Annotated in this window: 20 protein-coding genes and 1 rRNA gene; 6 read left to right on the top strand and 15 right to left on the bottom strand. The window is 72.4% G+C overall.

Annotated elements, in window-relative coordinates; genetic code table 11:
- Positions 1–68 precede the first annotated feature (68 nt).
- The 3 genes from ACIRU3_RS31570 to ACIRU3_RS31560 all read right to left on the bottom strand — a co-directional run bounded on the left by ACIRU3_RS31570 (position 69) and on the right by ACIRU3_RS31560 (position 4,696).
- A complete protein-coding gene (locus tag ACIRU3_RS31570; RefSeq protein WP_404063388.1) occupies positions 69–2,135 on the bottom strand; it encodes a tetratricopeptide repeat protein in 2,067 nt (688 codons plus the stop codon).
- A 162-nt stretch (positions 2,136–2,297) separates the two neighbouring features.
- The gene (locus tag ACIRU3_RS31565; RefSeq protein WP_404063386.1) at positions 2,298–2,924 is read right to left on the bottom strand and encodes an NUDIX domain-containing protein; all 627 of its coding nucleotides are present in this window, start codon (positions 2,922–2,924) and stop codon (positions 2,298–2,300) included.
- A gap of 101 nt (positions 2,925–3,025) precedes the next feature.
- Positions 3,026–4,696 carry a CTP synthase gene (locus ACIRU3_RS31560; protein ID WP_404063384.1) on the bottom strand — a complete coding sequence of 557 codons (1,671 nt, stop codon included), beginning with the start codon at positions 4,694–4,696 and terminating at the stop codon, positions 3,026–3,028.
- 531 nt (positions 4,697–5,227) lie between these two features.
- On the opposite strand from ACIRU3_RS31560, the gene ACIRU3_RS31555 reads away from it, so the two are divergent.
- From ACIRU3_RS31555 to ACIRU3_RS31545, 3 genes are all read left to right on the top strand, one after another.
- A complete protein-coding gene (locus tag ACIRU3_RS31555; protein WP_404063703.1) occupies positions 5,228–7,030 on the top strand; it encodes a glycoside hydrolase family 15 protein in 1,803 nt (600 codons plus the stop codon).
- A 69-nt stretch (positions 7,031–7,099) separates the two neighbouring features.
- The gene (locus tag ACIRU3_RS31550) at positions 7,100–8,482 is read left to right on the top strand and encodes an FAD-binding oxidoreductase (RefSeq protein ID WP_404063381.1); all 1,383 of its coding nucleotides are present in this window, start codon (positions 7,100–7,102) and stop codon (positions 8,480–8,482) included.
- Positions 8,483–8,531: 49 nt separating this feature from the next.
- The gene (locus tag ACIRU3_RS31545) at positions 8,532–10,217 is read left to right on the top strand and encodes a PucR family transcriptional regulator (RefSeq protein WP_404063379.1); all 1,686 of its coding nucleotides are present in this window, start codon (positions 8,532–8,534) and stop codon (positions 10,215–10,217) included.
- A gap of 250 nt (positions 10,218–10,467) precedes the next feature.
- On the opposite strand, the gene ACIRU3_RS31540 is transcribed toward ACIRU3_RS31545, so the two are convergent.
- The 6 genes from ACIRU3_RS31540 to ACIRU3_RS31515 form a co-directional block, all read right to left on the bottom strand.
- On the bottom strand, positions 10,468–11,604 hold the full coding sequence (locus tag ACIRU3_RS31540; protein ID WP_404063377.1) for a glycosyltransferase family 4 protein: 1,137 nt from the start codon (positions 11,602–11,604) through the stop codon (positions 10,468–10,470).
- Positions 11,605–11,936: 332 nt separating this feature from the next.
- The gene (locus ACIRU3_RS31535; protein WP_404063374.1) at positions 11,937–12,692 is read right to left on the bottom strand and encodes a hypothetical protein; all 756 of its coding nucleotides are present in this window, start codon (positions 12,690–12,692) and stop codon (positions 11,937–11,939) included.
- 28 nt (positions 12,693–12,720) lie between these two features.
- Complete coding sequence (gene recN / locus ACIRU3_RS31530; protein ID WP_404063372.1) at positions 12,721–14,463, bottom strand: DNA repair protein RecN; 1,743 nt, start codon at positions 14,461–14,463, stop codon at positions 12,721–12,723.
- 56 nt (positions 14,464–14,519) lie between these two features.
- A complete protein-coding gene (locus tag ACIRU3_RS31525) occupies positions 14,520–15,425 on the bottom strand; it encodes an NAD kinase (protein WP_404063370.1) in 906 nt (301 codons plus the stop codon).
- Positions 15,422–16,237 (bottom strand): TlyA family RNA methyltransferase, encoded by an 816-nt coding sequence (locus ACIRU3_RS31520; RefSeq protein WP_404063367.1) that lies wholly within the window; start codon positions 16,235–16,237, stop codon positions 15,422–15,424. The genes ACIRU3_RS31525 and ACIRU3_RS31520 overlap by 4 nt, the downstream gene beginning before the upstream one ends.
- Before the next feature lie 72 nt (positions 16,238–16,309).
- Complete coding sequence (locus ACIRU3_RS31515) at positions 16,310–16,600, bottom strand: hypothetical protein (RefSeq protein ID WP_404063364.1); 291 nt, start codon at positions 16,598–16,600, stop codon at positions 16,310–16,312.
- Between the two features lie 41 nt (positions 16,601–16,641).
- Between ACIRU3_RS31515 and ACIRU3_RS31510 the strand changes: the two genes are divergently transcribed.
- Entirely contained in the window at positions 16,642–16,989 is a 348-nt protein-coding gene (locus tag ACIRU3_RS31510) for an SCP2 sterol-binding domain-containing protein (protein WP_404063362.1), read from the top strand.
- On the opposite strand, the gene ACIRU3_RS31505 is transcribed toward ACIRU3_RS31510, so the two are convergent.
- From ACIRU3_RS31505 to ACIRU3_RS31490, 4 genes are read right to left on the bottom strand one after another with little or no spacing between them, the layout of a single operon-like run.
- Positions 16,973–17,821: an ABC transporter ATP-binding protein gene (locus ACIRU3_RS31505; RefSeq protein WP_404063360.1), complete on the bottom strand. Its 849-nt coding sequence runs from the start codon at positions 17,819–17,821 to the stop codon at positions 16,973–16,975. The genes ACIRU3_RS31510 and ACIRU3_RS31505 overlap by 17 nt on opposite strands.
- A complete protein-coding gene (locus ACIRU3_RS31500) occupies positions 17,818–18,864 on the bottom strand; it encodes a FecCD family ABC transporter permease (protein WP_404063357.1) in 1,047 nt (348 codons plus the stop codon). Before ACIRU3_RS31500 ends, ACIRU3_RS31505 begins: the two co-directional genes overlap by 4 nt.
- Entirely contained in the window at positions 18,861–19,904 is a 1,044-nt protein-coding gene (locus ACIRU3_RS31495; protein ID WP_404063354.1) for a FecCD family ABC transporter permease, read from the bottom strand. The genes ACIRU3_RS31500 and ACIRU3_RS31495 overlap by 4 nt, the downstream gene beginning before the upstream one ends.
- A gap of 51 nt (positions 19,905–19,955) precedes the next feature.
- On the bottom strand, positions 19,956–20,984 hold the full coding sequence (locus ACIRU3_RS31490) for an HAD hydrolase-like protein (protein ID WP_404063351.1): 1,029 nt from the start codon (positions 20,982–20,984) through the stop codon (positions 19,956–19,958).
- Positions 20,985–21,056: 72 nt separating this feature from the next.
- On the opposite strand from ACIRU3_RS31490, the gene ACIRU3_RS31485 reads away from it, so the two are divergent.
- Positions 21,057–22,340 carry a DUF1015 family protein gene (locus tag ACIRU3_RS31485; RefSeq protein ID WP_404063349.1) on the top strand — a complete coding sequence of 428 codons (1,284 nt, stop codon included), beginning with the start codon at positions 21,057–21,059 and terminating at the stop codon, positions 22,338–22,340.
- 67 nt (positions 22,341–22,407) lie between these two features.
- Here ACIRU3_RS31485 and ACIRU3_RS31480 read toward each other — a convergent pair whose 3' ends face one another.
- Complete coding sequence (locus ACIRU3_RS31480; RefSeq protein WP_404063700.1) at positions 22,408–23,208, bottom strand: hypothetical protein; 801 nt, start codon at positions 23,206–23,208, stop codon at positions 22,408–22,410.
- Positions 23,209–23,343: 135 nt separating this feature from the next.
- Between ACIRU3_RS31480 and ACIRU3_RS31475 the strand changes: the two genes are divergently transcribed.
- On the top strand, positions 23,344–24,417 hold the full coding sequence (locus tag ACIRU3_RS31475) for a hypothetical protein (protein ID WP_404063721.1): 1,074 nt from the start codon (positions 23,344–23,346) through the stop codon (positions 24,415–24,417).
- Positions 24,418–24,504: 87 nt separating this feature from the next.
- Here ACIRU3_RS31475 and rrf read toward each other — a convergent pair.
- A 5S ribosomal RNA gene (rrf, locus tag ACIRU3_RS31470) occupies positions 24,505–24,621 on the bottom strand.
- Between the last annotated feature and the right edge of the window lie 184 nt (positions 24,622–24,805).

Raw genomic sequence — 24,805 nt, 5'->3', positions numbered from 1 at the left:
CACCGCAGGAGAACGAGCGGCAGAGCCAGTTTAATGAAGGCGTTCCGAGTGTCTAGCCTTTCATTGCATCAATCTTTGTCGGAAGCACTACGGATTTCGCAGGCGTCAGTGTCCTGTTCCGGACTGGATCCGTCCTCCTGCTGTTCCTCGCCCAGCATGCGCTGGGCCGTCGCGCGGTGCAGGCGGGCGGCCGTGGGGTCGCCGAGCCGGTCCAGGGTGTCCGCCAGCCGGAGCTGCAGCGCGGCCTGCAACCGGACCTCCTCGGCACGCCGCGCCCACTCCGCCGCCTCCTGGCAGGTGCGCAGCGACTCCTCGGGCCGCCCCGCGTACTCCTGGACCCGGGCGAGCTCGCTCAACGCCCGCGCGTGGGCACCGATATCGCCGTCCTTGCGGTATCCGGCGGCGGCCGCCCGCCAGTTCCTGAGCGCCTCGCCGTAGCGGCCCGCATAGGTGTGGGCGGTGGCGATGCGGCCGTACAGCCGGGAGGCCTCCGTGCGCTCACCCCGGGCCAGCCGCTCCGCGAGGGCCCGGCCGAACCAGTCGGCGGCCCGGTCGTAGTCCCCCAGCTCCTGATGGGCGCCACCTACGGATTCCATCGCGCGGCCGGTCGCATACGGGTCATTTGCTTCGCGTCCGGCGTCCAGGGCGGCCCGGTAGCGGGCCAGCGCCGCCAGGGTGCGGCCGGTCTGTGCGTCCAGATCGCCCAGGTTCAGCAGGGCCGCGGCCTTCTCCCGGTGCAGCCCGCGCCGCTCGGCGACATCGAGGACCATGCTGTGGACGCCGTACAGATCGGGCGCGGCCGCCTGCGTGCCGAAGTGCGCCGCCACGGCCCTGACCAGCTGGGACATCAGCCGGCGGGCGAGGGTGTCCAGCTCCCCGTCGGCCACCGCGAGGCGGACCGCGGCCAGCAGGGCGGGCCTGCGGACCCGCAGCCAGTCGGCGGCCGCGCGGGGTGTGGGGAAGCGGAGCGCCCGGGGCATCTCCTGCAGCTTGTCGCGGGCCTGCGGGCTGTCCGTCTCGGTGATCGCCCGGCACGACTGCAGCAGCCGTACGGTCCGCTCCAGCATGCGGGCCAGGGCCAGCTGCAGCTCCGCCGGGCGCTCCTGGGCCTCGGCGAGGGAGCGCAGCAGCGGGTGCAGGCAGCCGGGGACGTCGTACTCGGGCAGCGGGGAGTCCACCGCCCGCAGCAGACCGAGGGCGACGAACTCGTCAAGGGCGGCGCGGGCGGCGCCCACCGAGCAGCCGGCCAGCGCGGAGGCGGTGTGCGGGTCGATCAGGCCGGCCGGGGCCAGCCAGAGCAGTCGCAGTATCCGGGCGGCCGGGCCCGGCAACTGGTTGTGGACGAGCTTGAAGACGCGGGCGAGCGGAGTGCCGTCGGCGCCCTCGTCGGTGTCGGTGTGCATCCGCTTGGCGAGGTCGGAGACGGCCGCCTGGGGCCGGGAGGCGAGCCAGCCGCCGGCCAGGGTGAGCGCGGCCGGGTGGCCCTGGCACGCCTCGGCCAGGCTCTCGGCGGAGCGCGGGTCGACGGTGATGCGGACCGAGCCGGTGTAGCGGGTGAGCAGTTCCACCGCCGACTTGGTGTCGAGGCCGCCCAGGGTGCACGGGCGGACGTCCGCGATGCCGGTGAGCGGGCCCCCGGAGACGGCGACCACCAGGCACTCCGGGGCGTCCGGCAGCAGGGCGTCGACCTGCTCGGCGCCGGCCGCGTCGTCCAGCAGGAGCAGCGCGCGCCGTTCGGCGAGGGCCGCGCGCAGCGCCGCGGTCAGGTCGTCCTCGGCGGCTCCCGCGGGCGCCCGCACGTCCAGCGCGGTGAGCAGCTCACGCGCGGTGCGCTCGACCGGTACGGGGGTGCCGTCGGGCTCACTGAGCCGGGCCCGCAGCACTCCGTCGGGGTAACGCTCGGCGACCTGGCGCACGAGTTCCTCGGCGAGCGCGGTCCGGCCCGAGCCGGGGCGGCCGGCGATCAGGAGCACGCGCGCGCGGGGGGCCTTCCGGCCGGAGAGGGTGTCCAGACCCGCACGCTCGATGTCGGCGCGCAGGTCCTTCAACTCCCGTGTGCGGCCCAGGAAATGGTCCGCCGTGGCCGGATGTGCGGACAGCCGCACACCGTCTGTGTCCACCGCCTGATCCGTCACGGGCCACACTCCCGTCCCACCGCACGCGCAAGCCCGCCGGATCTTCCGGTACGGGCGTTTCCAGAGCCTAGTTCACGCTCTGCGACGTTCCGGATGGAGCGCGACGGGCACGTCCCTCGATCGGATCAGGCGATCGTCACACCAATGCGCGAACGGGTGAGTTCAGGACGCGAAGGGACGCGCGGGCCACGGCGCGTCGGCCGGGCGCAGGGCGTCGAGCCCGTCCCCGCCCCGGGCCGCCACCAGCGAGAGGACGCCCACGACGAGGCAGTTGTTGTGCACGTCGCCGGAGAGCGCCCGGCGCACCAGCTCGTCGACCGGCACGCGCGCGTACTCCATGTCGGTCTCCTCGTCCTCCGTCTCGAAGCGCTCCCCCTCGGCCTCGGACAGATTCCGGGCGAGGAAGATCCGCACGGCCTCGTCGCACCCGCCGGGGGTGGTGTACACGTCGGTCAGCACCCGCCAGTCCTCGGCCTTGACGTGCGCCTCCTCGTACAGCTCGCGCTGGGCGGCGTGCAGCGGGTTCTCGCCGGGCACGTCGAGCAGACCGGCCGGGATCTCCCACAGCTTGTGCCGCACCGGGTGGCGGTACTGGCGGATGAGCAGGACCCGGTCCTCCTCGTCCAGGGCGACGACGGCGACCGAGCCGGGGTGGACCTGATAGTCGCGGCGGACCACGGAGCCGTCGGGCATGACCACCTCGTCCGTGCGGACGGAGGTCTTGTTGCCCGTGAAGGGGGTCTCCGTCCTGCGGATCTCCCACTCCTCGGGTGTGTCCTTGATCGTCATGCCCTGTCCTTCCACACGCCTTCACAAAGAACCGGCCAGCCGAAAGCCGGGATGCCCACCTTGTTGAAGGTATGCACCCCGGCCACCGTACAGCTGGTGTGTTACTTGGAATTCTTCCGCGCGCCCTCGGCCTGCTGGCGCTCGACGGCCGCCTTCACCAGGCCGGCGAAGAGCGGGTGCGGACGGGTCGGCCGCGAGCGCAGCTCGGGGTGCGCCTGCGTGGCGACCAGGTAGGGGTGGACATCGCGCGGGTACTCGACGTACTCGACGAGCTTGCCGTCCGGCGAGGTGCCCGAGAAGAGGATGCCTGCCTTCTTCTCCAGCTCCGCGCGGTAGGCGTTGTTCACCTCGTAGCGGTGGCGGTGCCGCTCCTCGACGTACTCCTTGCCGTCGTACACCTCGCGCACGATGGAGCCCTCGGCCAGCTTGGCCGGGTACATGCCGAGCCGCATCGTGCCGCCCATGTCGCCCTCGCCGGCGACGATGTCCAGCTGCTCGGCCATGGTGGAGATGACCGGGTGGGCGGTGGCGGAGTCGAACTCGGTGGAGTTGGCGTCGGTGATGTCGGCGAGGTTGCGGGCCGCCTCGATCACGATGCACTGCAGGCCCAGACAGAGGCCGAGCAGCGGGATCCTGTTCTCGCGGGCGAAGCGGATGGCACCGACCTTGCCGAGCACACCGCGGTCGCCGAAGCCGCCCGGGATGCAGATGCCGTCGACGTCACCGAGCTGCTGCGCGGCGTCCGCCGCCGTCTTGCAGTCGTCGGAGGTGACCCACTTGATCTTCACACGGGCCCTGTTGGCGAAGCCGCCCGCACGCAGCGCCTCGGTGACCGAGAGGTAGGCGTCGGGCAGATCGATGTACTTGCCGACCAGGGCGAGGGTGATCTCGTGGTCCGGGTTGTGGACGCGGTCGAGCAGGTCGTCCCAGGTCGTCCACTCGACGTCCCGGAAGGGCAGGTCCAGCTTGCGGACGACATAGGCGTCCAGGCCCTCGCCGTGCACGGTCTTCGGGATGTCGTAGATCGAGCGGGCGTCGGGGCAGGCCACGACCGCGGCCTCGTCGACGTCGCACATCAGCGAGATCTTGCGCTTGATGGCGGTCGGGACCTCGCGGTCGCAGCGCAGGACGATCGCGTCCGGCTGGATACCGATGTTGCGCAGCGCGGCGACCGAGTGCTGGGTCGGCTTGGTCTTCAGCTCGCCGGAGGGGCCGATGTACGGCAGCAGCGAGATGTGCACGACGAAGACGTTGTCCCGGCCGACCTCGTGGCGGACCTGGCGGACGGTCTCCAGGAACGGCAGCGACTCGATGTCGCCGACCGTGCCGCCGACCTCCGTGATGACGACGTCCACCTCGTCGGTGGCCATGCGCCGGATGCGGTGCTTGATCTCGTTGGTGATGTGCGGGATGACCTGCACGGTGTCGCCCAGGTACTCGCCGCGCCGCTCCTTGGCGATCACCGTCGAGTAGACCTGACCGGTGGTGACGTTGGCGGAGCCGTCCAGGTCGCGGTCGAGGAAGCGCTCGTAGTGGCCGATGTCCAGGTCGGTCTCGGCGCCGTCGTTGGTGACGAACACCTCACCGTGCTGGAAGGGGTTCATCGTGCCCGGGTCGACGTTCAGGTACGGGTCCAGCTTCTGCATCACGACGCGCAGGCCGCGGGCCTTGAGCAGCATGCCCAGGCTGGAGGCGGTGAGGCCCTTGCCGAGAGAGGAGGCGACACCCCCGGTGACGAAGATGTGCTTGGTCGTCGTGGATTTGGGCGTCATGGCCAAGAGGGGGCTCCCGTGGTCGCTGGCTGTCGTGCGGTACGGCTCCCGATCCGGATGCTTCGGGGGTGCCGTCGCTGCGGTTCGGGGGTTTTTCGCCCACCGGTCCACGGGCTACCAGCGTATCAGCGCCCGGGCGGGATGGCTTCCGGCCACGCTCCGCGCCCGCGCCGACACGGAAAGCCCCGCCACATGCGCCGACAGGGCCGCAGCGGTCCCGTCGTTCTCACCCGCAGGTCACTCGTTCGGCCCACACGGGTTGCCCAGAGCGGCACGCAGATCATCTACGTGCGTCGTATCCTGCTCGGACACTCGCTGCCGAGCCCGGCCGGAAACGACGGCACACCCCCGCCTGCATCACCCGGAACAACGAGAGCGCGGCAGTTCGTTGAGCAAGGACTGTCGTTTTGCCTCAGGGCTCGGCGGGCTGCTTTGCTTCACCGCTCAACGACGCACAACAACGACCCCTTGACCGCACTAGCGACAGCCCCCCTGTGCGGGGGTGACGTGGCCGTTCGACTGGAGTTGCACGTGGCCGGGCGCATCGAAGACTACGCACTCATCGGAGACATGCAGACCGCGGCACTGGTCTGCCGGGACGGCACAGTCGACTGGCTGTGCCTGCCCCGCTTCGACTCGCATGCCATCTTCGCCGGCCTGCTGGGCACCGAGGAACACGGCTTCTGGCGGCTCGGCCCGGCGCACGCGGCCGACGCGGCTCCGCCCACGGCCGCCCGGCGGAGCTACCGCGGCGACTCGCTGATCCTGGAATCGGAGTGGGACACCCCGCGCGGCACCGTCCGCGTGACGGATTTCATGCCCCCGCGCGACGGCGCCCCGCAGCTGATCCGGATCGTGGAGGGCGTCACCGGCCGGGTGCCGATGCGCTCGGCGCTCAGGATGCGGTTCTCCTACGGCCGGGTGGTGCCCTGGGTTCACAAGCACGAGGGCCGGACGGTGGCGGTCGCCGGTCCCGACTCGGTGTGGTTCGACACGGAGGCCGAGACCTACGGCAAGGCGCTGACGACCTACTCCGACTTCACGGTCGCCCCGGGTGACCGGATCGCGTTCACGATCTCCTGGGAGCCCTCGCACAAGCAGCCGCCGGCGCTGCCGGAGCCCGAGCAGTCGCTGCAGGCGACGGAGGACTTCTGGCGCGACTGGGTCGAGCACTGCACGTACCACGGCCCGTACCGCGAGGCGGTGGTCCGCTCGCTGATCACCTTGAAGGCGCTGACGTACGCCCCCACCGGCGGCATCGTGGCCGCCCCCACCACCTCGCTGCCCGAGGACATCGGCGGCGTCCGCAACTGGGACTACCGCTACACCTGGCTGCGGGACGCGGCGATCACCCTGTCCTCGCTGCTGCGCACGGGCTACCGCGACGAGGCCCGCGCCTGGCGCGAGTGGCTGCTGCGCGCGGTCGCGGGCGACCCGGAGAACCTGCAGATCATGTACGGCATCGCGGGCGAGCGCGAGCTGGGCGAGGCCGAGCTGGACTGGCTGCCCGGCTACGAGAGCTCGGCCCCGGTCCGGGTCGGCAACGGCGCGGCGCACCAGCTCCAGCTGGACGTGTACGGCGAGGTCACCGAGGCCCTGCACCTGGCCCATATGACAGGTCTGGCCCGCAACGACTACGCCTCCCTGCTCCAGCTGAAGCTGATCCGCTACCTGGAGGACCACTGGCAGGAGCCGGACGAGGGCATCTGGGAGGTGCGCGGACCGCGCCGGCACTTCGTGCACTCCAAGGTCATGGCCTGGGTGGCGGTGGACCGCACCATCAAGCTGATCGAGTCCGGTGACGCGGACGGCCCGCTGGAGCGCTGGAAGGAACTGCGCGACGACATCCACCGGGACGTCTGCGAGAAGGGCTACGACAAGGAGCGCAACACCTTCACCCAGTCCTACGGCTCCAAGGAGCTGGACGCCTCGCTGCTGCTGATTCCGCAGATGGGCTTCCTGCCCCCGGACGACAAGCGGGTGATCGGCACCATCGAGGCGATCCAGCGCGAGCTGTCCACCCCGGACGGGTTCATCCTGCGCTACCCGACGGAGGGCGAGAGCGAGGGCGTCGACGGTCTTCCGGGCGACGAGGGGGCTTTCCTGGCCTGCTCGTTCTGGATGGCGGACGACCTGGCGATGATCGGCCGGGTGGACGAGGCCCGCAAGCTGTTCGAGAAGCTTCTCGCGCTGCGCAACGACCTCGGCCTGCTCGCCGAGGAGTGGGACCCGCGCCTGCAGCGCCAGGTCGGCAACTTCCCGCAGGCCTTCAGCCATGTTCCGCTGATCGACACCGCGCTGCGGCTGACGGCCTCGGGGGCGTACGGCGGCTGAGCGCGACCGGGTGACCGTGCCCGCCTACGCTGGAAGCGCACCACAGCCCCTGTGCGGAAGGGGGCGGCCATGGCTTCCCTCTCGAAGGCGGGCGCGGCTCTCGCCGCGCTGCGCGAGGACCTGGCCGGCGAGGTGTTCGCCCCCGGTGACGGGGGCTACGACGAGGCACGTGCCGTCTTCAACGCGATGATCGACCGGCGCCCGGCCGTGATCGCCCAGTGCGCGGACGCGACCGACGTGGTCCGGGCGGTGCGCTTCGGACGGGAGCTGGACCTGCCCATCGCGGTGCGCGGGGGCGGGCACAGCGTGGCCGGCACGGCCCTGGGCGACGGCGCGCTGGTGGTGGATCTGCGCCGGATGCACCGGGTCACCGTGGACCCGGCGGCCGAGGCGGTACGGGTCGAGGGCGGCGCAACGATGAGCCATCTGGACCGGGCCACCCAGCCCTACGGCCTCGCGACCACCGGCGGCCGGGCCTCCTCCACCGGCGTCGGCGGGTTCGTCCTGGGCGGCGGCAGCGGCTGGCTGGACCGCGCCTTCGGCCTCGCCGTCGACAACCTCATCGGCGTGGAGCTGGTGACCGCCGACGCCGAGCGGGTGCACGCGAACGCCGACGAGAACCCCGAGCTGTTCTGGGCCCTGCACGGGGGCGGCGGCAACTTCGGCGTCGCCACCGCGCTCACCCTGGAGCTGCACGAGCTGCCGGAGTTCGCCGTCGCGCTGCTGCTGTACCTCCCGAAGTCCGGCCCGGACGCGGTCCGCACCTTCCGCGAGGTGCTCGCCACCGGCCCCGACGAGGTGGGCGGCGCGGTGCTGTATCTGACCGGCCCGCCCGCGGAGTTCGTACCGGAGCATCTGGTGGGCACACTGCTGTGCGCGGTACTGCTGACGTACACGGGCGGCGAGGAAGACCTGCGCCGGTCGGCCCGGCCGCTGCTGGCGCTGCCGCACGAGACGGAGCTGGTCGGCGCGCGGCCCTACGCGGACCTGCAGAGCATGCTGGACCCACCGCCCGGCCTGCGGAACTACTGGTCGGCGGAGTATCTGACCGGTCTGCCCGACAAGCTGGTGGACGTCTTCTGCGCCCGCGCCGAGGACATGCCGGTGCCGACCTGCACCCAGCACCTCCTCCTGCCGCAGGGCGGTGCTGTCGCCGCGGGTCCGCACGACTACCCGGTGCCGTACCGGGACGCGCCCTGGGTGGTGCATCCCTTCGGCTGCTGGCCGGACCCGGCCGACGACGAGCGGGCCGTGGCCTGGGTGCGGGACGTCCGCGCGGACGTCGGGCCGTGGAGCACCGGCGAGGTGTACCTGAACTTCATCGGCGAGGAGGGCGCCGAGCGAGTGCGGGCGGGCCTGGGCGCGGGGAACCTGCTGCGGCTGGAAAAGGTGAAGCGGACCTACGACCCGGACAACGTGTTCCGCTTCAACCACAACATCCGTCCGGTGTAGCCGGCTCTCGAGCTGTCGTCCGGGCGTTTGCGCAGGTAGCGTCCGCTCCATGGACAGCGGTACGGAGAGCAGATTCGCCACTCAGGGCGCCGGGATCACCGTGCAGCGGGCCCTGGAGCTGCCCGGGCTGCGCAGCGGGCTCCCGGAGATCCTGGCGGGCGGCGACCGGCTGGGGCGCACGGTCCGCTGGGTGCACGCGGGCGAGGTGCCGAACATCGCCTCGCTGCTCAAGGGCGGCGAGCTGCTGCTGACCACCGGCTACGGCCTGGGGACCCGCCCGGCCGAGCAGCGCGCGTTCGTGCGGACCCTCGCCGAGCGCGGGATCGCCGCGCTGGTGGTGGAGCTGGGCCCGCGCTTCACCCGGCTGCCCGCCGCCCTGGTGGACACCGCCCGCGGCGCGGGGCTGCCGCTGGTCCAACTGCACCGCGAAGTGCCCTTCGTGACCGTCACCGAGGAGATCCACACCGAGATCGTCAACGGGCACTACGCGCTGCTCCAGCGTGCGGAGGAGGTGCACCGGCGGTGTACCGAGGCGCTGTTGGGCGGTGGCGGGGTGCCGCAGGTGCTGGGCATCCTGGCCGACTTCAGCGCCAACCCGGTGTTCCTGGAGACGGCGGACGGGCGGCTGCTGTACGCCGCCGGGTCCGGACCCGAGGGCGCGGACCCGCTGCAGGTGTGGGAGGGGCTGCGGGGTCCGCACAAGGACGTGCCGCCGCCCGCCGGTTCGGTGCTCGTCGACGTGCCCGGCGGCGGGCCCGGGGCGGGGCCGGGGGCGGTACGGGCCCGGCTCGCGCTGCTGCCGGTCCGCTCGCCGCTGGCTCCGGTGCACCGGATCGCCGCCGAGCGTGCCGCGGGCATCCTGGCCGTGGTGCTGATGCAGGCCCGGCAGGAGGAGGAGCTGGCGGCGCGCGGCCGGGGCGACTTCCTCACCGATCTCGCCGAGGGCCGCATCACGGCGGAGGACGCCCCGGCGCAGGCCCGGGTGCTCGGCTTCAAGCCCGGCGGCAGCCCGCTGCTGCCGGTCGTCATGCGGGTCGGGGACTCCCTCTCCCCCGATGGGGGTACCGCCCGCTCGAGCGGAGCCGAGAGTGGGGGAGGCTGGGCGGTGCTGGCGCGTGCGGTCGCCGAGGAGCTGGCCTCGGTGGGTGTGCCGGTGCTGCTGGGCGTGCGGCCGGTCGAGGGCCGGGTGCCGGTGCTGGTCGGGCTGCGCTCGGAGTCGGAGCGCTCCGCGGTCGCGGACCGGGTGGCGGCGGCGCTGCGGGCGGGCGTCGAGCGGGCCGGGATGCAGCGGCCGGGTGCCCCGCCCCCGGTCGTGGTGGTCGGGGTCGCCGGCGGCTGGGCGGCCGCGTCGGCGGGGCTCAGGCATGCGGCGGAGACGGCGACGGCGGCGCAGGGCCTGACCGACCGGCCCTGGTACGACGCCCGCCGGCTCGACATCGACCTGCTGCTGTGGCGGCTGCGCGACCACCCGGACCTGGCGGCCTTCGTGGACCGTGCGATCGGCCCGCTGCGCGACCACGACCACCGCTCCAAGCCACCGCTGCTGCCCACCCTGGAGACCTATCTGGCGCACGCGGGCCGCAAGGCGGAGACCGCCCGCGAGCTGCACCTCAACCGCCAGACCCTCTACAACCGGCTCGCCCGCATCGGGGAGTTGCTGGGCACCGACCTCGACGACCCGCAGACGGTACTGGCTTTGAGCCTGGCCCTGCGCGCCCGCCGGCACGCGCCCTAGGTGGCCTGTCCGGCGGATGAGGCCGGAATGGCGGGGCCTGGGGCGCCCTCCGCCACTGCCTCAAGGGCGTGGGGGCACCCCCGGCGGCGTTGTCGTCGGTTGCCGACTCCCCCACACTCGGCAGCGCTCGCACGGGGCACCCCCATCGCGTCGACTCCCTCCCCCGCCTTGCAGCTGCACGCACCAGACCCTGCACATCCACGCTGACGAGGCACGGTTGCCCGGAGCGGCCTGATCCGCCGGACCGGCCCTAGGCCAGCGGCCTCGGCTGGGTCAGCTCGTCGTACACGCTGAGCACTTGGGCGACGGTCTCGTCCTCGGTCGGCCACGTCGCGGCCTGCCGTGTGCCGTGCTCGCGCAGCGCCTCGCGCCGCTCCGGATCCATGAGCAGTCCGACGACGGCGTCCGCGAGCGCCTCCGCATCGCCGTACGGGACGAGTTCGGCCGCGTCGCCCACGAGGTCCGGGATGCCGCCGACGCGCGTGGCGACGAGCGGCACGCGCGCCTGCAGCGCCTCCTGGGCGAGGACGGACCGTGACTCCCAACTGCTGGTCAGCAGTGCCAGATCGGCGGCAGTGAGCAGCTCGGACACGTCCTCGCGGCGCCCGACGAGCCGCACCGGCAGCTCCTCGTCCTCGATCCGCCGCTGCAGTTCCGGCCGCAGCGGCCCCTCCCCCGCGACCACGACCAGCGGTACGGGGTCGAGGTCCCGCCAGGTCCGGGCCGCGTCCAGCAGGACGTCGTAGCCGCGCTGCCGGTCCAGGGAGCCGACCGCCATGAGCAACGGGCGCCCGGTGGCTCCGAGTTCGGCGCGGATCTTGGGCCGCCGCGGGTCCGGATCGTCGTGGTCGACGGGGCGGAGCCGGCCGGGCAGGGCCACGGCCGCGAGCCGGGCGTCCCGCGCACCCGTGCGGCGTGCCCGGTCCACCAGGTCGGAGGTGGTGGCGAGCACCACGGCGGCGGTCCTCACCACACGTCGCTCCAGCAGCCGCAGCAAATGCGCCCGCGCGCCCTCCGCCCGGGCCCGGTTGTGCCAGGTGACCACCAGCGGGGTGCGGCGCCCGCTGAGGGCGAGCACGGCACGGAAGGAGGCGTGCAGCCCATGGGCGTGCACCAGGTCGGCGTCCGTGCAGGCCGCCCGGAGCGCGGCCACGGATCCAGGGTCGCTGCTGCGCGGCACGTGCACATGGTCGGCGCCGGTCCCGGTGAAGTCGTAGGCGCGATCGGCCTCGACGGGGGCGCACACCGTGACGCGCACGCCCCGGGCGACGAGCCCCTCGGCCAGGGAGCGTACGTGCGCACTGCTGCCGGCGTTGCCTCCGCCCAGCACCTGCACGGTGCGCAGCGACGACTGGCCGTGCGGTGCGTTGCTGCTCACGGGGCTCACAGGGCCGGGGCTCCTGACTCGGCGCGGGCGGTCACGTAGAAACGTACAGAAGGTAGCGGGCGGAGAAGGACGGAAGGACATACCGCGCGCCTCCCGCACGGACTGCGTTCGACCCGCCGCCCGCGCGGCGTTGACCCGCCGCCCGAGCGTAATCCGCCGCCCGCCCTGCGTTCTGTGCCAAGCATGCCAGGACGTACGGCCGTTCCGGGTAATCCCGGGAGGCGCACAGCGCGGCGGGCCGGAGCAGTGCGCCGGAGCACGTCACCCACACGAGTGAGGGAGACCCCGGATCGGCGGCACGGCCACCGTCCCCGTACCACGAGGTCAGCGGCTCACAGTGCCCGCGCCAGGTCACTCACACGGTCCCCGTACACCGCAGCAGCCACGACCGCAGCGGCGTGCGCGAGCAGCCCCGCGCGCCCGTTGCACACGACCACGCCGGCACCGAGCGCCGCCCCCAGGGCGTGCGCCCCCGTGTCACCGATCATCACACGCTCGCCGAGGTCGTCGGGAAGCACGGCCGCGGCACCGCCCAGGGCCGCCGCGGTCAGTTCCGCGCCCGGCCCCTTCCGCGCCAGCCCCGGCGCCCCGAGCGCGAGCACCGCCGCGGCCGCCCGGCCCGGCCGTACGTCGACCAGGTTCACGAAGTGCGCGGCCCCGGCGATCACGACACCCGCCAGCACCTTGTCGACCGGCCGCTGCTTCAGCAGGGCACCCGCCACCAGCCCCGCGGCGGAGATCCCGAACAACTTGACGGCGCCGCTGGTGACTTCACCGTCCCGCAACGCGCCCAGATGCGCCCGGAAGCCGCGCCGCGGATCGCCCGCCCCTACGACGTCGTCGTACGCCCCGCAGACCCCGGCGGCCAGCACCGCGAGTCCGGCACCGGGGTGCACCCGCCCGGCGGCGGCCGCCGCGCCGAGCGCCGCGGCGGGCCCGGCATACAGCCCGACGGTGCGGCCGGCGTGGTTCCTTCGCTCCCAGTGCGCCGGCCCGCCGGGCGGGTCGGCGCGCAGCAACGCCTGGCCAGCCCGGGTGAGCACGGCGGACAGCAGGAACGAGCGGGACCTTCGCACACGGCTGATCATCCCGCCACCCTAAGGCGCCGGACGGGACCTAGAGGTCGGCCCTGGCGGTCGCCAGCAGCTCCTCCGCGTGGGCACGGGCCGTCTCCGAGTCCTCCTGGCCGGCCAGCATCCGGGACAGTTCACGGACCCGCTCCTCGCCCTCCAGGACCTTGACGCCGGAGCGGGTGACCGAGCCGTCGTTGGTCTTCTCGACCAGCAGCTGGCGGTCGGCGAAGGCGGCGACCTGGGGCAGGTGGGTGACCACGACGACCTGTGCGGTCTTGGCGAGCTTCGCCAGGCGCCGCCCGATCTCCACCGCCGCCTTGCCGCCGACACCCGCGTCGACCTCGTCGAAGAGGTACGTCGGCACGGGGTCGGTGCCCGCGAACACGACCTCCACGGCCAGCATCACGCGGGACAGCTCGCCTCCGGAGGCGCCCTTGGCGATGGGCCGCGGCGGTGCTCCCGGGTGCGGGGCGAGCAGCAGTTCCACCTCGTCAGCGCCCGACGGCCCGTACGCCACCGTGCGCCCGCCGACCTCGACGCCCTCCGGGTCCTCGGTCTGCCGGAGATCGAAGGACACCCGCGCGTGGGGCATCGCGAGCGAGGCCAGCTCGGCGGTCACCGCGGCGGCGAACCGCTCGGCGGCCTCCGTCCGTGCGTCCGTCAACGCCTGTGCCAGCCCGCCCAGTTCGGTGCGCAGGGCGTCCCGCTCGGCGGTCAGCTCCCCGATCCGCCCGTCGTCGCCGTCCAGTTCGGTGAGCCGCGCGGCACTCCGCTCGGCCCAGGCGAGGACGGCGTCGATGTCGTCCCCGTACTTGCGTGTGAGGCCGCCCAGCGCGGCCCGGCGCTCCTCCACGGCGGCCAGCCGCAGCGGATCGGCGTCCAGGTCGTCGGCGTACCCCGCCAGCTCACCGGCCACGTCACCGAGCAGGATCCCGATCTCACCGATCCGGTCGGCGAGGGCGGCGAGCGCCGGGTCGTGCGAGCGGACGGCCTCCAGGGCCCGGTGTGCGCCCGCGACGAGCGTCGAGGCATCGATGCCCTCGGGGTCCTCGGGATTGCCCGCGAGAGCGGCGTGCGCGGCGATGGCGGCGGACGACAGCGCCTCGGCGTGCCCCAGCCGCTCCGCCTCCTCGGCCAGCTCCACGTCCTCCCCGGCCCGCGGCTCCACGGCGGCGACCTCGTCGAGCCCGTACCGGAGGTTGTCGGCCTCCTGGGCGCGCTCACGCGCGCGCGTGACGATCTCCTCCAGCTCGGCGGCGACGGCCCGCAGCCGCCGGTAGGCCTCGGTGTACTTGGCGAGCGGCACGGCGACGCCGTCGCCCGCGTACCGGTCGAGCGCCTGCCGCTGCCGGGACAGCTTCAGCAGCCCCTGCTGGTCGGTCTGGCCGTGCACGGCCACCAGGTCGTCGGCCAGCTCGGCGAGCAGCCCCACGGGCACGCTGCGCCCGCCGAGGTGCGCCCGTGAGCGCCCCTCGGCGGAAACGGTACGGCTGATGAGCAGCGCCCCGTCGTCGAGCTCGGCTCCCGCCTCCTCCGCACGTACGAGGGCAGTGGCGTCCGTGGGGACGGTGATCCGCCCCTCCACGACCGCTTTCTCGGCCCCGATCCGCACGAGCGCCGGGTCAGCCCGCCCACCGAGCAGCAGCCCGAGGCTCGTGACCACCATGGTCTTGCCCGCACCCGTCTCACCGGTGACGGCGGTGAACCCCGGCGACAACTCGACGACGGCATCGTCGATGACCCCGAGCGACCGTATCCGCATCTCCTCCAACACGGAACAGACCATACGAGGTCCGGGCGGGCGAGCGCACATGGCCCGCCCCACCACACCCCCATGGGGGGCTAGTGCGGTGCCCCCCGCCACCCATGTGTCGGCAACGCGAACTTCGCCACAAGCCGGTCGGTAAAGGACGAATGATGCAGCCGGGCCAGCCGCACCGGCACGGCTCCCCGCCGCACCTCCACCCGCGCGCCCGGCGGCAGCTCGATGGTCCGCCGCCCGTCGCACCACAGCACCCCGGGCGGGATATGAGGCAGAACCTCCACAGCGAGCACAGAATCCGGCGACGTCACCAACGGCTTCGCGAACAGCGCATGCGCACTGATCGGCACCATCAGCAACGCCTCCACCTCGGGCCACACCACGGGCCCCCCGGCGGAGAACGCGTACGCCGTGGACCCGGTGGGCGTCGACAGGACGATCCCGTCACACCCGAAAGCGGTAACCGGCCGCCCGTCGATCTCCAGGACGACCTCGAGCATCTTCTCGGCGCCGGCCTTCTGCACGGCCGCCTCGTTCAGCGCCCAGTCCGTGTGCACGATGTCCCCGTTGCGATGCACGACGACATCGACGGTCATCCGCTCCTCGACCTCGTACGACCGCGCCACCACCCGGTCGACCACCCGATCGAGGTCGTCCCGCTCGGCCTCCGCGAGGAATCCCACCCGGCCGAGATTGACGCCGAGCATCGGCACTCCGGAGGCGCGGGCGAACTCCGCGCCGCGCAGCAGCGTGCCGTCGCCGCCGAGCACGATCAGCAGCTCACAGCCGTCGAGGCACTGCGGTGTCGCTTCCTTGACGAGTTGCACGTCGTCGGGCAGCGGCAGGTCGCGCGCCTCCTCCTCCAGCACCCGCACCCCGATACCGGACTGCAGCAGCCCCTTGACCACCAGCTCGGCACTGCGGATCGCCGCGGGCCGCCCGGTGTGGGCGAGCAGGAAAACAGTACGCGCTCGGTTCTGTGTCAACGCGGCCCCTCCGCCACTGCTCGGTCGGCATCGGCCGGGTCCAGTTCGGGGGCCCCGGACCGCAGCCAGAGAAAGTACTCGACATTGCCCGAGGGACCGGGCAGCGGACTGGCGGTGACTCCACGCACCCCGAGCCCCAGCTCCCAGGCCTTCTCGGCCACCCCCCGCACGGCCTCCGCCCGCAGCTGCGGACTCCGTACGACACCCCCGCTGCCCAGCCGTTCCTTCCCCACCTCGAACTGCGGCTTGACCATCATCACCAGGTCGGCATCCGGCTTCACGCACCGCTTCAGGGCGGGCAGCACCAGCCCGAGCGGGATGAAGGACAGATCACCCACGACAAGATCCACAGGTTCCCCATCGATCGCCTCAAGCGTCAACTCGCGTACGTTCGTACGGTCCTTGACGACGACGCGTTCATCGTTCTGGAGAGACCAGGCGAGTTGGCCGTATCCGACGTCCACGGCGACGACCTGCGCGGCGCCCGCGCGCAGCAGGACGTCGGTGAAACCACCGGTGGACGCGCCGGCGTCCAGCGCGCGCCGGCCCTCGACCACGAGCCCCTGCGGCACGAAGGCCTCCAGCGCGCCGGCGAGCTTGTGCCCGCCCCGGGACACATAGCCCGGATCGCTCTCGTCGGCCCGGACCACGATCGCCGCGGCGGTCTCCACCTGCGTGGCCGGCTTGGTCGCCACGAGCTTGCCGACGGTGACCCGGCCGGCGGCGATCAGCTGGCTGGCGTGCTCGCGCGAGCGCGCGAGCTTCCGGTGGACCAGTTCCGCGTCCAGACGGCGACGTGCGACTCCTGCCACGTTCGGTTCAGCTCCTGCTTTCGTACGGCAATCGACAGATGCGACCCGAAGGGTCTCACTGAGGGGCGGCGGTCAGTGACGGGCGGGAGCCGGAGGTCCCAGACGGACGTCGAGCGCGGTCAGCGCGTCGCGCAGCCCCCCGTGTACATCCTCGTACACCTCGAGGTGCCCGTCGGTGGCGAGGTGGTCGGCGTCGGCCAGCCGCTCCAGCTGTGCGTCGACCTCGGCATTGCCGGTGGGCGTGCGGGGGACGTTCAGGGGGGGCGGGGCGGCAGGGTCGTACTCGGGTTCGACCTCACCCACGACCTCCGGCTCGGCCACGGAACCGGCCACGGAATCGGCCTCTGACACGGACTCGCTCATGCCCAGACGCTACCCCGAACCACTGGGGTACCGTCGTCGCGATGGCCACGATCGAGGAGTGCCGCGCCGCACTGGGAAAGCTCTCGGACAACATGCAGGGTGCCGAGGGCGACGTCCGCGCGGCCGCCGCCCTGGACCGCTCCGTGAGCTGCCACATCACCGACCTGGACGTCACCTTCGCGGGTCGCCTGACCGGCGGCCGGATCGAGGTGGACGAGACCCACTCGGGGCCACCGCCCGAGAGGGCGCAGATCAGGCTCGCCATGGCGGGCGACGACCTGGTGTCCCTGGTGAACGGCGAGCTGAACTTCGCGACCGCGTGGGGCTCGGGGCGGGTGCGGCTGGAGGCGAACCTGCTGGACCTGTTCCGGCTCAGGAAGCTGCTGTGACCCTCGCCGCACGTGCCTTTCTGGCCGCCGGCACCACCAGTGGGGTCCCCGTCTCGGGGTCGTCGATGATCTGGCAGCGCAGCCCGAAGACCTCCTCGACCAGCTCGGCCGTCACGATCTCGTTCGGGGCCCCCTCGGCGATCACCCGGCCGCCGCGCAGGGCGATGAGATGGGTGGCGTACCGAGCGGCGTGATTGAGGTCGTGCAGGACGGCGACCAGGGTGCGGCCCTGGGTCTCGTGCAGCTCCGCGCACAGGTCGAGGACGTCGATCTGGTGCTGGATGTCCAGGTAGGTGGTCGGCTCGTCCAGGAGCAGCAGCGGCGTCTGCTGGGCGAGCGCCATGGCGATCCACACGCGCTGGCGCTGACCGCCGGACAGCTCGTCCACGTATCGGTCGGCGAGCTCGGCGACGCCCGTCTGCGCCATGGACTCCTGGACGACCCGCTCGTCCTCGGCGGACCACTGCCGCAGGATGCCCTGGTGCGGGTAGCGGCCGCGGCCGACGAGGTCGGCGACGGTGATCCCGTCCGGCGCGATGGACGACTGCGGCAGCAGGCCGAGGGTCCGCGCGACCTTCTTGGCGGGCATCGACTGGATGACCTGCCCGTCCAGCAGCACCCGGCCCTGGCTCGGCCTGAGCATCCGTGACAGCGCCCGCAGCAGCGTCGACTTGCCGCACGCGTTCGGACCGACGATCACCGTGAAGGAGTTGTCGGGGATCTCCACCGACAGCTGTTCGGCGATCACACGCTGGTCGTAGGCGAGGGTGACGTTCTCGGCGGACAGGCGGTTCACAGTGCTCCTTCGGGTGTTCTGGTTCGAGCCGCTCATATCCGGCCCGCCCTGCGCTCGGTGACCAGCAGCCACAGCAGATAGCCGCCGCCGAGGACGCCGGTGACCACGCCCACGGGCAGCTGGTCGGCGCCGAAGGCGCGCTGCGAGGCCCAGTCGGCGCCGACCAGCAGGGTCGCGCCCATGCACAGGGAGGGAACCAGGTTGGGCCCGGGCGAGCGGGTCAGCCGCCGGGCAAGCTGCGGCGCGGTGAGCGCCACGAAGCTGACGGGTCCCGCCGCGGCGGTGGCGGCCGCGGTGAGCAGGACGGCGCAGACCATCAGCACCAGCCGTACGCGCTGCACGCGCACGCCGAGGGCGTTCGCGACGTCGTCGCCCATCTCCATCATCCGCAGGCCCCGCGCCTGGGCGAGAACGAGCGGTACGAGGACGGCGCAGAGCCACGCCATCGGCCAGACCTGCTCCCAGCCGCGGCCGTTGAGGGATCCCGTCATCCACACCACCGCTCGGGCCGCGTCGACCAGGTCGGCCTTGGTCAGCAGATAGCCATTGACGGCGGTGACGATCGCCGAGACGCCGATGCCGACCAGGACCAGCCGGTATCCGTGCACACCTTGCTTCCAGGCGAGCAGATAGATGGCGAGTCCGGTCACCAGGCCGCCGATCAGCGCGCCCACCGTGACCTGGGTGGCGCTGCCGGACATCAACACGATCACGACCAGCGCGCCCGCCGTCGAGCCCTGCGAGAGGCCCAGCACGTCGGGGCTGCCCAGCGGGTTGCGCGAGACCGCCTGGAACAGGGCGCCGCCGAGGCCCAGCGAGGCGCCGACCAGCAGGCCGACCAGGACGCGCGGCAGCCGCAGCTCGTTGACGATGAAGTCCTGGTACGCCGTGCCGTCGCCGGCCAGCGTCCTGATGACGTCGGCCGCCGGGATCTTGGCGTCGCCGGTGCCGATCAGCGCCACGCCGGCGGCGAGCGCGGCGGCCAGCAGCAGGATCACGACGATCAGCGCGCGCAGGTCCAGGCGCAGGGAGAGCCCGCCGGGGGTGCGTACGGCACGGCTCCGGGAGAGTGTCTTCACAGCTGGGCCGTCCTCCGCCGACGTACGAGAAAGATGAAGACCGGCCCGCCGATGATCGCGGTGACGATGCCGACCTGAAGTTCCGAGGGACGGGCGACGATCCGGCCGATGACATCGGCGCCGAGCAGCAGAACCGGCGACAGGACCGTCGCGTACGGCAGGATCCAGCGCAGGTCCGGGCCGGTGAAGGAGCGCACGACGTGCGGGACCATCAGGCCGACGAAGACGATCGGGCCGCAGGCGGCGGTCGCGGCACCGCACAGGACGGTCGCCGCGAGCATGGCCAGGGCGCGGGTGCGGCCCAGGTGGGCACCGAGAGCGCGGGCGGTGTCGTCGCCCATCGCCACGGCGTTCAGCGGCCGGGCGAGCGCCAGCGCGAGGACCGTGCCGACCGCCAGGAACGGCAGCACCTGCACGATGGTCGAGTCCGTGGCCGAGGCCAGCGAACCCACCGTCCAGAACCGCATCTTGCCAAGCGCCGCATCGTCCATGATCATCACGGCCTGGAGATAGCCGTACAGCGCGGCGCTGATCGCCGTACCGGCGAGCGCCAGCCGCACGGGTGTGGCACCCCGGCTGCCGCCGAGAAACCAGACCAGCGCACCGACCGCCGCCGCGCCGCCGAAGGCGAACCACACATAACCGGTGAGGCTGGTGACACCGAAGTAGGTGATGGCCGTGACCACGGCGGCGGAGGCGCCGGCGTTGATGCCGAGCAGTCCGGGGTCGGCCAGCGGATTGCGGGTGAGCGCCTGCAGCACCGCCCCGGACAGGCCGAGCCCGGCACCGGCCAGCAGACCGAGGACCGTGCGCGAGAGCCGCTCGTCGACGACGACGTCGCCGTATGTCCCCGTGCCGTGGAACAGGCCGTGCCAGACCTGGTCCGGCGTCAGCGCCTTCGCCCCGATCGCGATGCTCGCCAAGGCGACGAGCACCAGGATCGCGACGGAGGCCAGGAGCCCAAGAGCCCGCACCGCCCGGCGGGTTGGGGGCGCGGGGGCGGTCTCCGCGCGCTGTTCCGGAGGACTGTCGACCAACACGAGGTTAGGTTAGCCTACCCTCCCATTCGATTCGATCCCGCGGTACCGGGATCAGAGCCCGAGCCGGGCCAGCGCCTTCCCTCCGTCCAGCTCGCAGGAGCCTTCCCCGGCCGCCGTCCAGGCCGCCGCGCACAGCGCCCGCAGCCCGTCCAGGGCCTCGCCCTCGCCCACCAGCTCCAGCCGCTCCGCCCCGGCGGTCGCCGTCCAGCCCCCGCAGCGGAACCCGGCACCGGCCTCGGTGACTTCCGGCTGGCCGGTGAGCAAACCGCGCAGATCGGCATCCACGAACGTCGGCCGGTGCTGCGCGGGCGCGGCGAGCAGCTGGGGACCGTCCGTGACGCCGGTCAGCACCAGCAGCGAGTCCACCTGGCCGTTGAACGCGCCCTCGATGTCCGTGTCCAGCCGGTCCCCCACCACCAGAGGCCGCTCCGCACCCGTACGCAGGATCGTCTCCCGGTGCATGGGCGGCAACGGCTTGCCCGCCACCTGCGGCTCCGCGCCGGTCGCGATCCGTACGACCTCCACGGCCGCCCCGTTGCCCGGCGCGATCCCACGCCCGCTGGGAATCGTCAGATCGGTGTTGGACGCGAACCACGGCACCCCACGCGCCACGGCGTACGACGCCTCCGCGAACCGCCCCCACGACAGGTCGGGCCCGCCGTAGCCCTGCACCACCGCCGCAGGATCGTCGTCCGCCGACTCCACCGGCGTCAGGCCGCGCTCGCGCAGCGCCACCCGCAGCCCCTCACCACCGATCACCAGCACCCGCGCACCGGCCGGCACCTGCTCGCTGATCAGCCGTGCGACCGCCTGCGCGGAGGTGATGACGTCGTCCGCCCCCGTCGGTATCCCCAGCTCCGACAGGTGCTCCGCCACCACGTCCGGCGTCCGGAGCGCGTTGTTGGTGACGTAGGCCAGATGCATCCCGCCCGCGCGCGCGTGGGCCAGCGAGTCGACGGCGTGCACGATCGCGTTCCCGCCCGCGTACACCACCCCGTCCAGATCGAGCAGCGCCGTGTCGTACGCCTCGCTGAGGGGCTGCCCACTGCCCTCGGGCCTCGTCCTGACGCCCTGGCTCATTCCACATCGCTCCTCGTTCGACCGTCTTTCCCCGATCATCCCGCACACCACTGACACACGTACGATGCCGGGATGAACACTGCAGGTCACCCCGAAGCAACGGCGCGCCGAGGGCTGGAACTCACCCCGTTCCGAGGCCTTCGTTACGACCCCGACCGGGTCGGCAGTCTGGCCGCCGTCACTTCCCCTCCCTATGACGTGGTCGTTCGCCCGGACGGCCTGCACCACCTCCAGTCGGCCGACCCGCACAACATCGTCCGGCTGATCCTCCCGCAGGCCGACACCCCCAACGTCCGGAACGAGCAGGCGGCCGACACCCTGAACCGCTGGCTCGCCGAGGGCGTCCTGGCCGCCGATCCGGAGCCCGCTCTGTACGTGTACGAGCAGCGGGACGGCAACGGCATGCTCCAGCGCGGTGTCATCGGCGCCCTGCGCGTGTCGGAGCCCTCGGAGGGCGTGGTGCTGCCGCACGAGGACGTCATGCCCCCGGTGGTCGCCGACCGCGCCGCCCTGATGCGTGCCACCCGCGCCAACCTGGAACCCCTGCTGCTGACCTACCACGGCAACGGCGCGGCGGCCGAGGTCGTCGAGCGCACGGTGAAGCAGGCTCCGCTGCTGGCCACCATCACCGAGGACGGCTTCCACCACAGCCTGTGGTCGGTCACCGACCAGGCCGACGTGACCCTCATCCAGTCCGACCTGGCCCACCATCAGGCCCTCATCGCCGACGGTCACCACCGCTGGGCCACCTACCGGCAGCTGCGCGCCGAACATCCGTCGCCCAGCCCCTGGGACCACGGCCTGGTCCTGCTGGTCGACACCGCCCGCTACCCCCTGCGCGTCCGCGCCATCCACCGGCTGCTGCACACCGTGCCGGTCACGGAGGCACTGGCGGCCGTCGAGGGCATGTTCCGGGTACGACACCTCGAGGTACCCCTGGCCGGGGCCCTGGAGGCACTGGCGGACGCGGCGTGCGCGGGCAACGCCTTCCTGCTGGCCGGCGACGGCGCCTTCCACCTCATCGACCGTCCCGACCCGGACCTGCTGGCCCGCACCGTCCCCACGGACCGCCCGGCCGCCTGGCGCTCCCTGGACGCCACGGTCCTGCACGCCACGCTCCTCGACCACGTCTGGCGCATCCCCGAGGACTCTCCGGCCCACATCGCCTACATCCACGACACGGCTGCCACGGTCGCGAAGGCCGAGCGGGACGGCGGTACGGCCGTCCTGATGCACCCGGTCCACGAGGAGGTCGTACGCGACCTGGCCCGCCAGGGCGTGACGATGCCCCGCAAGTCGACGTCCTTCGGCCCCAAGCCGGCGTCGGGGCTGGTGCTGCGGGCGCTGGAGATCTGACCGCACACATGAAAGGGCGGGATCCTCGGCAGGATCCCGCCCCTTGTCACCGTGTCACCCGTTCAGGTCAGTCCTCGTCGTCCTGGGTGGAGGCGTCCGCGGACTCGGCGGTCACCGCGCCGTCGCCCTTCGCCTCGCTGTCGTTCTCGGCGTGGTTCCCGCCGTGGTTCTCGCCGTGGTTCTCGTCCTCGTCGAGCGCGTCGACGAACTCCACGCCGTCCATCTCGGCGAGCCGGTCTGACGCGTCCGTACTGCCGTCCCGGTCGGCCTCGACAGCCTTCGCGAACCACTCCCGCGCCTCGTTCTCACGGCCGGCGGTCAGCAGGGCGTCGGCGTAGGCGTAGCGCAGTCGCGCGGTCCACGGCTGGACGGAGTTGGAGGCCAGCTCCGGGCTCTGCAGGGTCACGATGGCCGCGTCCAGCTGCCCCAGGTCACGCCGGGCACCTGCCGCGACGAGCCGCATCTCGACCTGTCCGGCCTTGTCCAGCCTGTGCACCTCGGGGGCGCCGGCCATGTCCAGTGCCTTCTCCGGGCGCCCGAGCCCACGCTCGCAGTCGGCCATCACCGGCCACAGGTCCGCGGTGCCGGTCATGCGCCGCGCGGCCCGGAACTCGGCGAGGGCCTCGCTGTACTTCTGGTTGGCGTACGCGGCGAACCCGGCGGCCTCGCGCACGGCGCCCACGCGGGACGCCAGGCGCAGGGCCACCTTGGAGTAGCCGTAGGCGCCCTCGGGGTCCTCGTCGATGAGCCGCGCGACCATCACCAGGTTCTTGGCGACGTCCTCCGCGAGCGTCTTGGGCAGGCTCTGCAGCTCCTGCCGGACGTCCTTGTCGATCTCGTCGCCGGTGACGTCCTCCGGGATCGGCAGCCGCTTGATCGGCTCACGGTCCCGGTCGCGATCGTCGCGGAAGCGGGTGCCGCCACGACGGTCGTCCCGTCCGTCACGCCCGTCGCGCCCCCGGAAGCCGCCAGGCCGACCGCCGCGGTCGTCCCGACGGGGCCCGTGGCCGCCTCGATCGTCCCGGCCCCGGAAGCCCCCGCGATCACCACGGCTGTCGTCCCGCCGGAATCCGCCACGGTCCTCGCCCCGGCGGTCGTCCCGACGCTCGTCGCGACGGAAGGCGGGGCGGTCTCCACCGCGGTCATCGCGACGGTCGTCACGGCGGAAGGCGGGACGGTCTCCACCGCGGTCATCGCGACGGTCGTCACGGCGGAAGGCGGGACGGTCTCCACCGCGGTCGTCACGGCGGTCGTCACGGCGGAAGGCGGGACGGTCTCCACCGCGGTCGTCACGGCGGTCGTCACGGCGGAAGGCGGGACGGTCGCTGCCGCGGTCGTCACGGCGGTCGTCACGGCGGAAGGCGGGACGGTCGCTGCCGCGGTCGTCACGGCGGAAGCCCCGGTCGCCACGGTCGTCCCGACGCGGGCCACGATCACGGTCGTCACGCTGGAACGCCGGACGGGAACCGCGGCTGTCATCACGACGGTCATCACGACGACCGTAACCACCACGGTCACCACGATCGCCGTAGCCACCGCCACGGCTGTCATCGCGACGGTCGTCACGACGGAAGGCAGGGCGGTCTCCACCGCGATCGTCACGACGGTCATCGCGACGGTCGTCACGACGGAAGGCAGGGCGGTCTCCACCGCGATCGTCACGACGGTCGTCACGGCGGAAGGCGGGACGGTCGCTGCCGCGGTCGTCACGGCGGAAGCCCCGGTCGCCACGGTCGTCCCGACGCGGGCCACGATCACGGTCGTCACGCTGGAACGCCGGACGGGAACCACGGCTGTCATCACGACGGTCATCACGGCGGAAACCACCGCGGTCGCCACGATCCCGATCGTCACGACGGTCGTCACGACGGAAGCCACCGCGGTCGCCGCGGTCGCCCTGCCCGCCGCCACGGTTGTCGTCGCGCCGGCCATAACCGCCGCGATCGGTACGGTCGTTGTCACGACGGAAGCCACCACGGTCACCGCGGTAGCCGCCGCGATCACCACGGTCACCACTGTCCCGTCGCCGCTGGTCGCGCTCCGGTCGATCGTCGGGAGAGTTGGTGGACATGGGTGACTCCTGTCTTCGGTACCGCAAGCATTGTAAAAACAAAAGGACCCCTGGTCCCAGCTGAACGCTGGGACCAGGGGTCCTCCAAAGATTGTTCGGCGGCGTCCTACTCTCCCACAGGGTCCCCCCTGCAGTACCATCGGCGCTGAGAGGCTTAGCTTCCGGGTTCGGAATGTAACCGGGCGTTTCCCTCACGCTATGACCACCGAAACCCTAATGGTTTCGAGCGAACAAGCACACTCTTCATTTGTGTTCATGATTCGGCTCAAAGCCGGCAACTGTTCGTTGCCTCAGAACATACACAGTGAACGCGAGCATCAATGGACAAGCCCTCGGCCTATTAGTACCAGTCAACTCCACCCGTTACCAGGCTTCCATATCTGGCCTATCAACC

This window comes from Streptomyces sp. NPDC101151, assembly GCF_044768335.1.
GTDB lineage: Bacteria > Actinomycetota > Actinomycetes > Streptomycetales > Streptomycetaceae > Streptomyces.
The sequence above is the reverse complement of the archived record's forward strand: the minus strand, read 5'-3'. Positions and strand labels throughout refer to the sequence as shown.

Excerpts from the sequence above, each read along its gene's own strand:
- ACIRU3_RS31565 (WP_404063386.1), bottom strand. The coding sequence starts at position 2,924 with ATGACGATCAAGGACACACCCGAGGAGTGGGAGATCCGCAGGACGGAG.
- ACIRU3_RS31560 (WP_404063384.1), bottom strand. The coding sequence starts at position 4,696 with ATGACGCCCAAATCCACGACGACCAAGCACATCTTCGTCACCGGGGGT.
- ACIRU3_RS31550 (WP_404063381.1), top strand. The coding sequence starts at position 7,100 with ATGGCTTCCCTCTCGAAGGCGGGCGCGGCTCTCGCCGCGCTGCGCGAG.
- ACIRU3_RS31545 (WP_404063379.1), top strand. The coding sequence starts at position 8,532 with ATGGACAGCGGTACGGAGAGCAGATTCGCCACTCAGGGCGCCGGGATC.
- ACIRU3_RS31535 (WP_404063374.1), bottom strand. The coding sequence starts at position 12,692 with ATGATCAGCCGTGTGCGAAGGTCCCGCTCGTTCCTGCTGTCCGCCGTG.
- recN (WP_404063372.1), bottom strand. The coding sequence starts at position 14,463 with ATGGTCTGTTCCGTGTTGGAGGAGATGCGGATACGGTCGCTCGGGGTC.
- ACIRU3_RS31515 (WP_404063364.1), bottom strand. The coding sequence starts at position 16,600 with ATGAGCGAGTCCGTGTCAGAGGCCGATTCCGTGGCCGGTTCCGTGGCC.
- ACIRU3_RS31510 (WP_404063362.1), top strand. The coding sequence starts at position 16,642 with ATGGCCACGATCGAGGAGTGCCGCGCCGCACTGGGAAAGCTCTCGGAC.
- ACIRU3_RS31505 (WP_404063360.1), bottom strand. The coding sequence starts at position 17,821 with ATGAGCGGCTCGAACCAGAACACCCGAAGGAGCACTGTGAACCGCCTG.
- ACIRU3_RS31490 (WP_404063351.1), bottom strand. The coding sequence starts at position 20,984 with ATGAGCCAGGGCGTCAGGACGAGGCCCGAGGGCAGTGGGCAGCCCCTC.
- ACIRU3_RS31485 (WP_404063349.1), top strand. The coding sequence starts at position 21,057 with ATGAACACTGCAGGTCACCCCGAAGCAACGGCGCGCCGAGGGCTGGAA.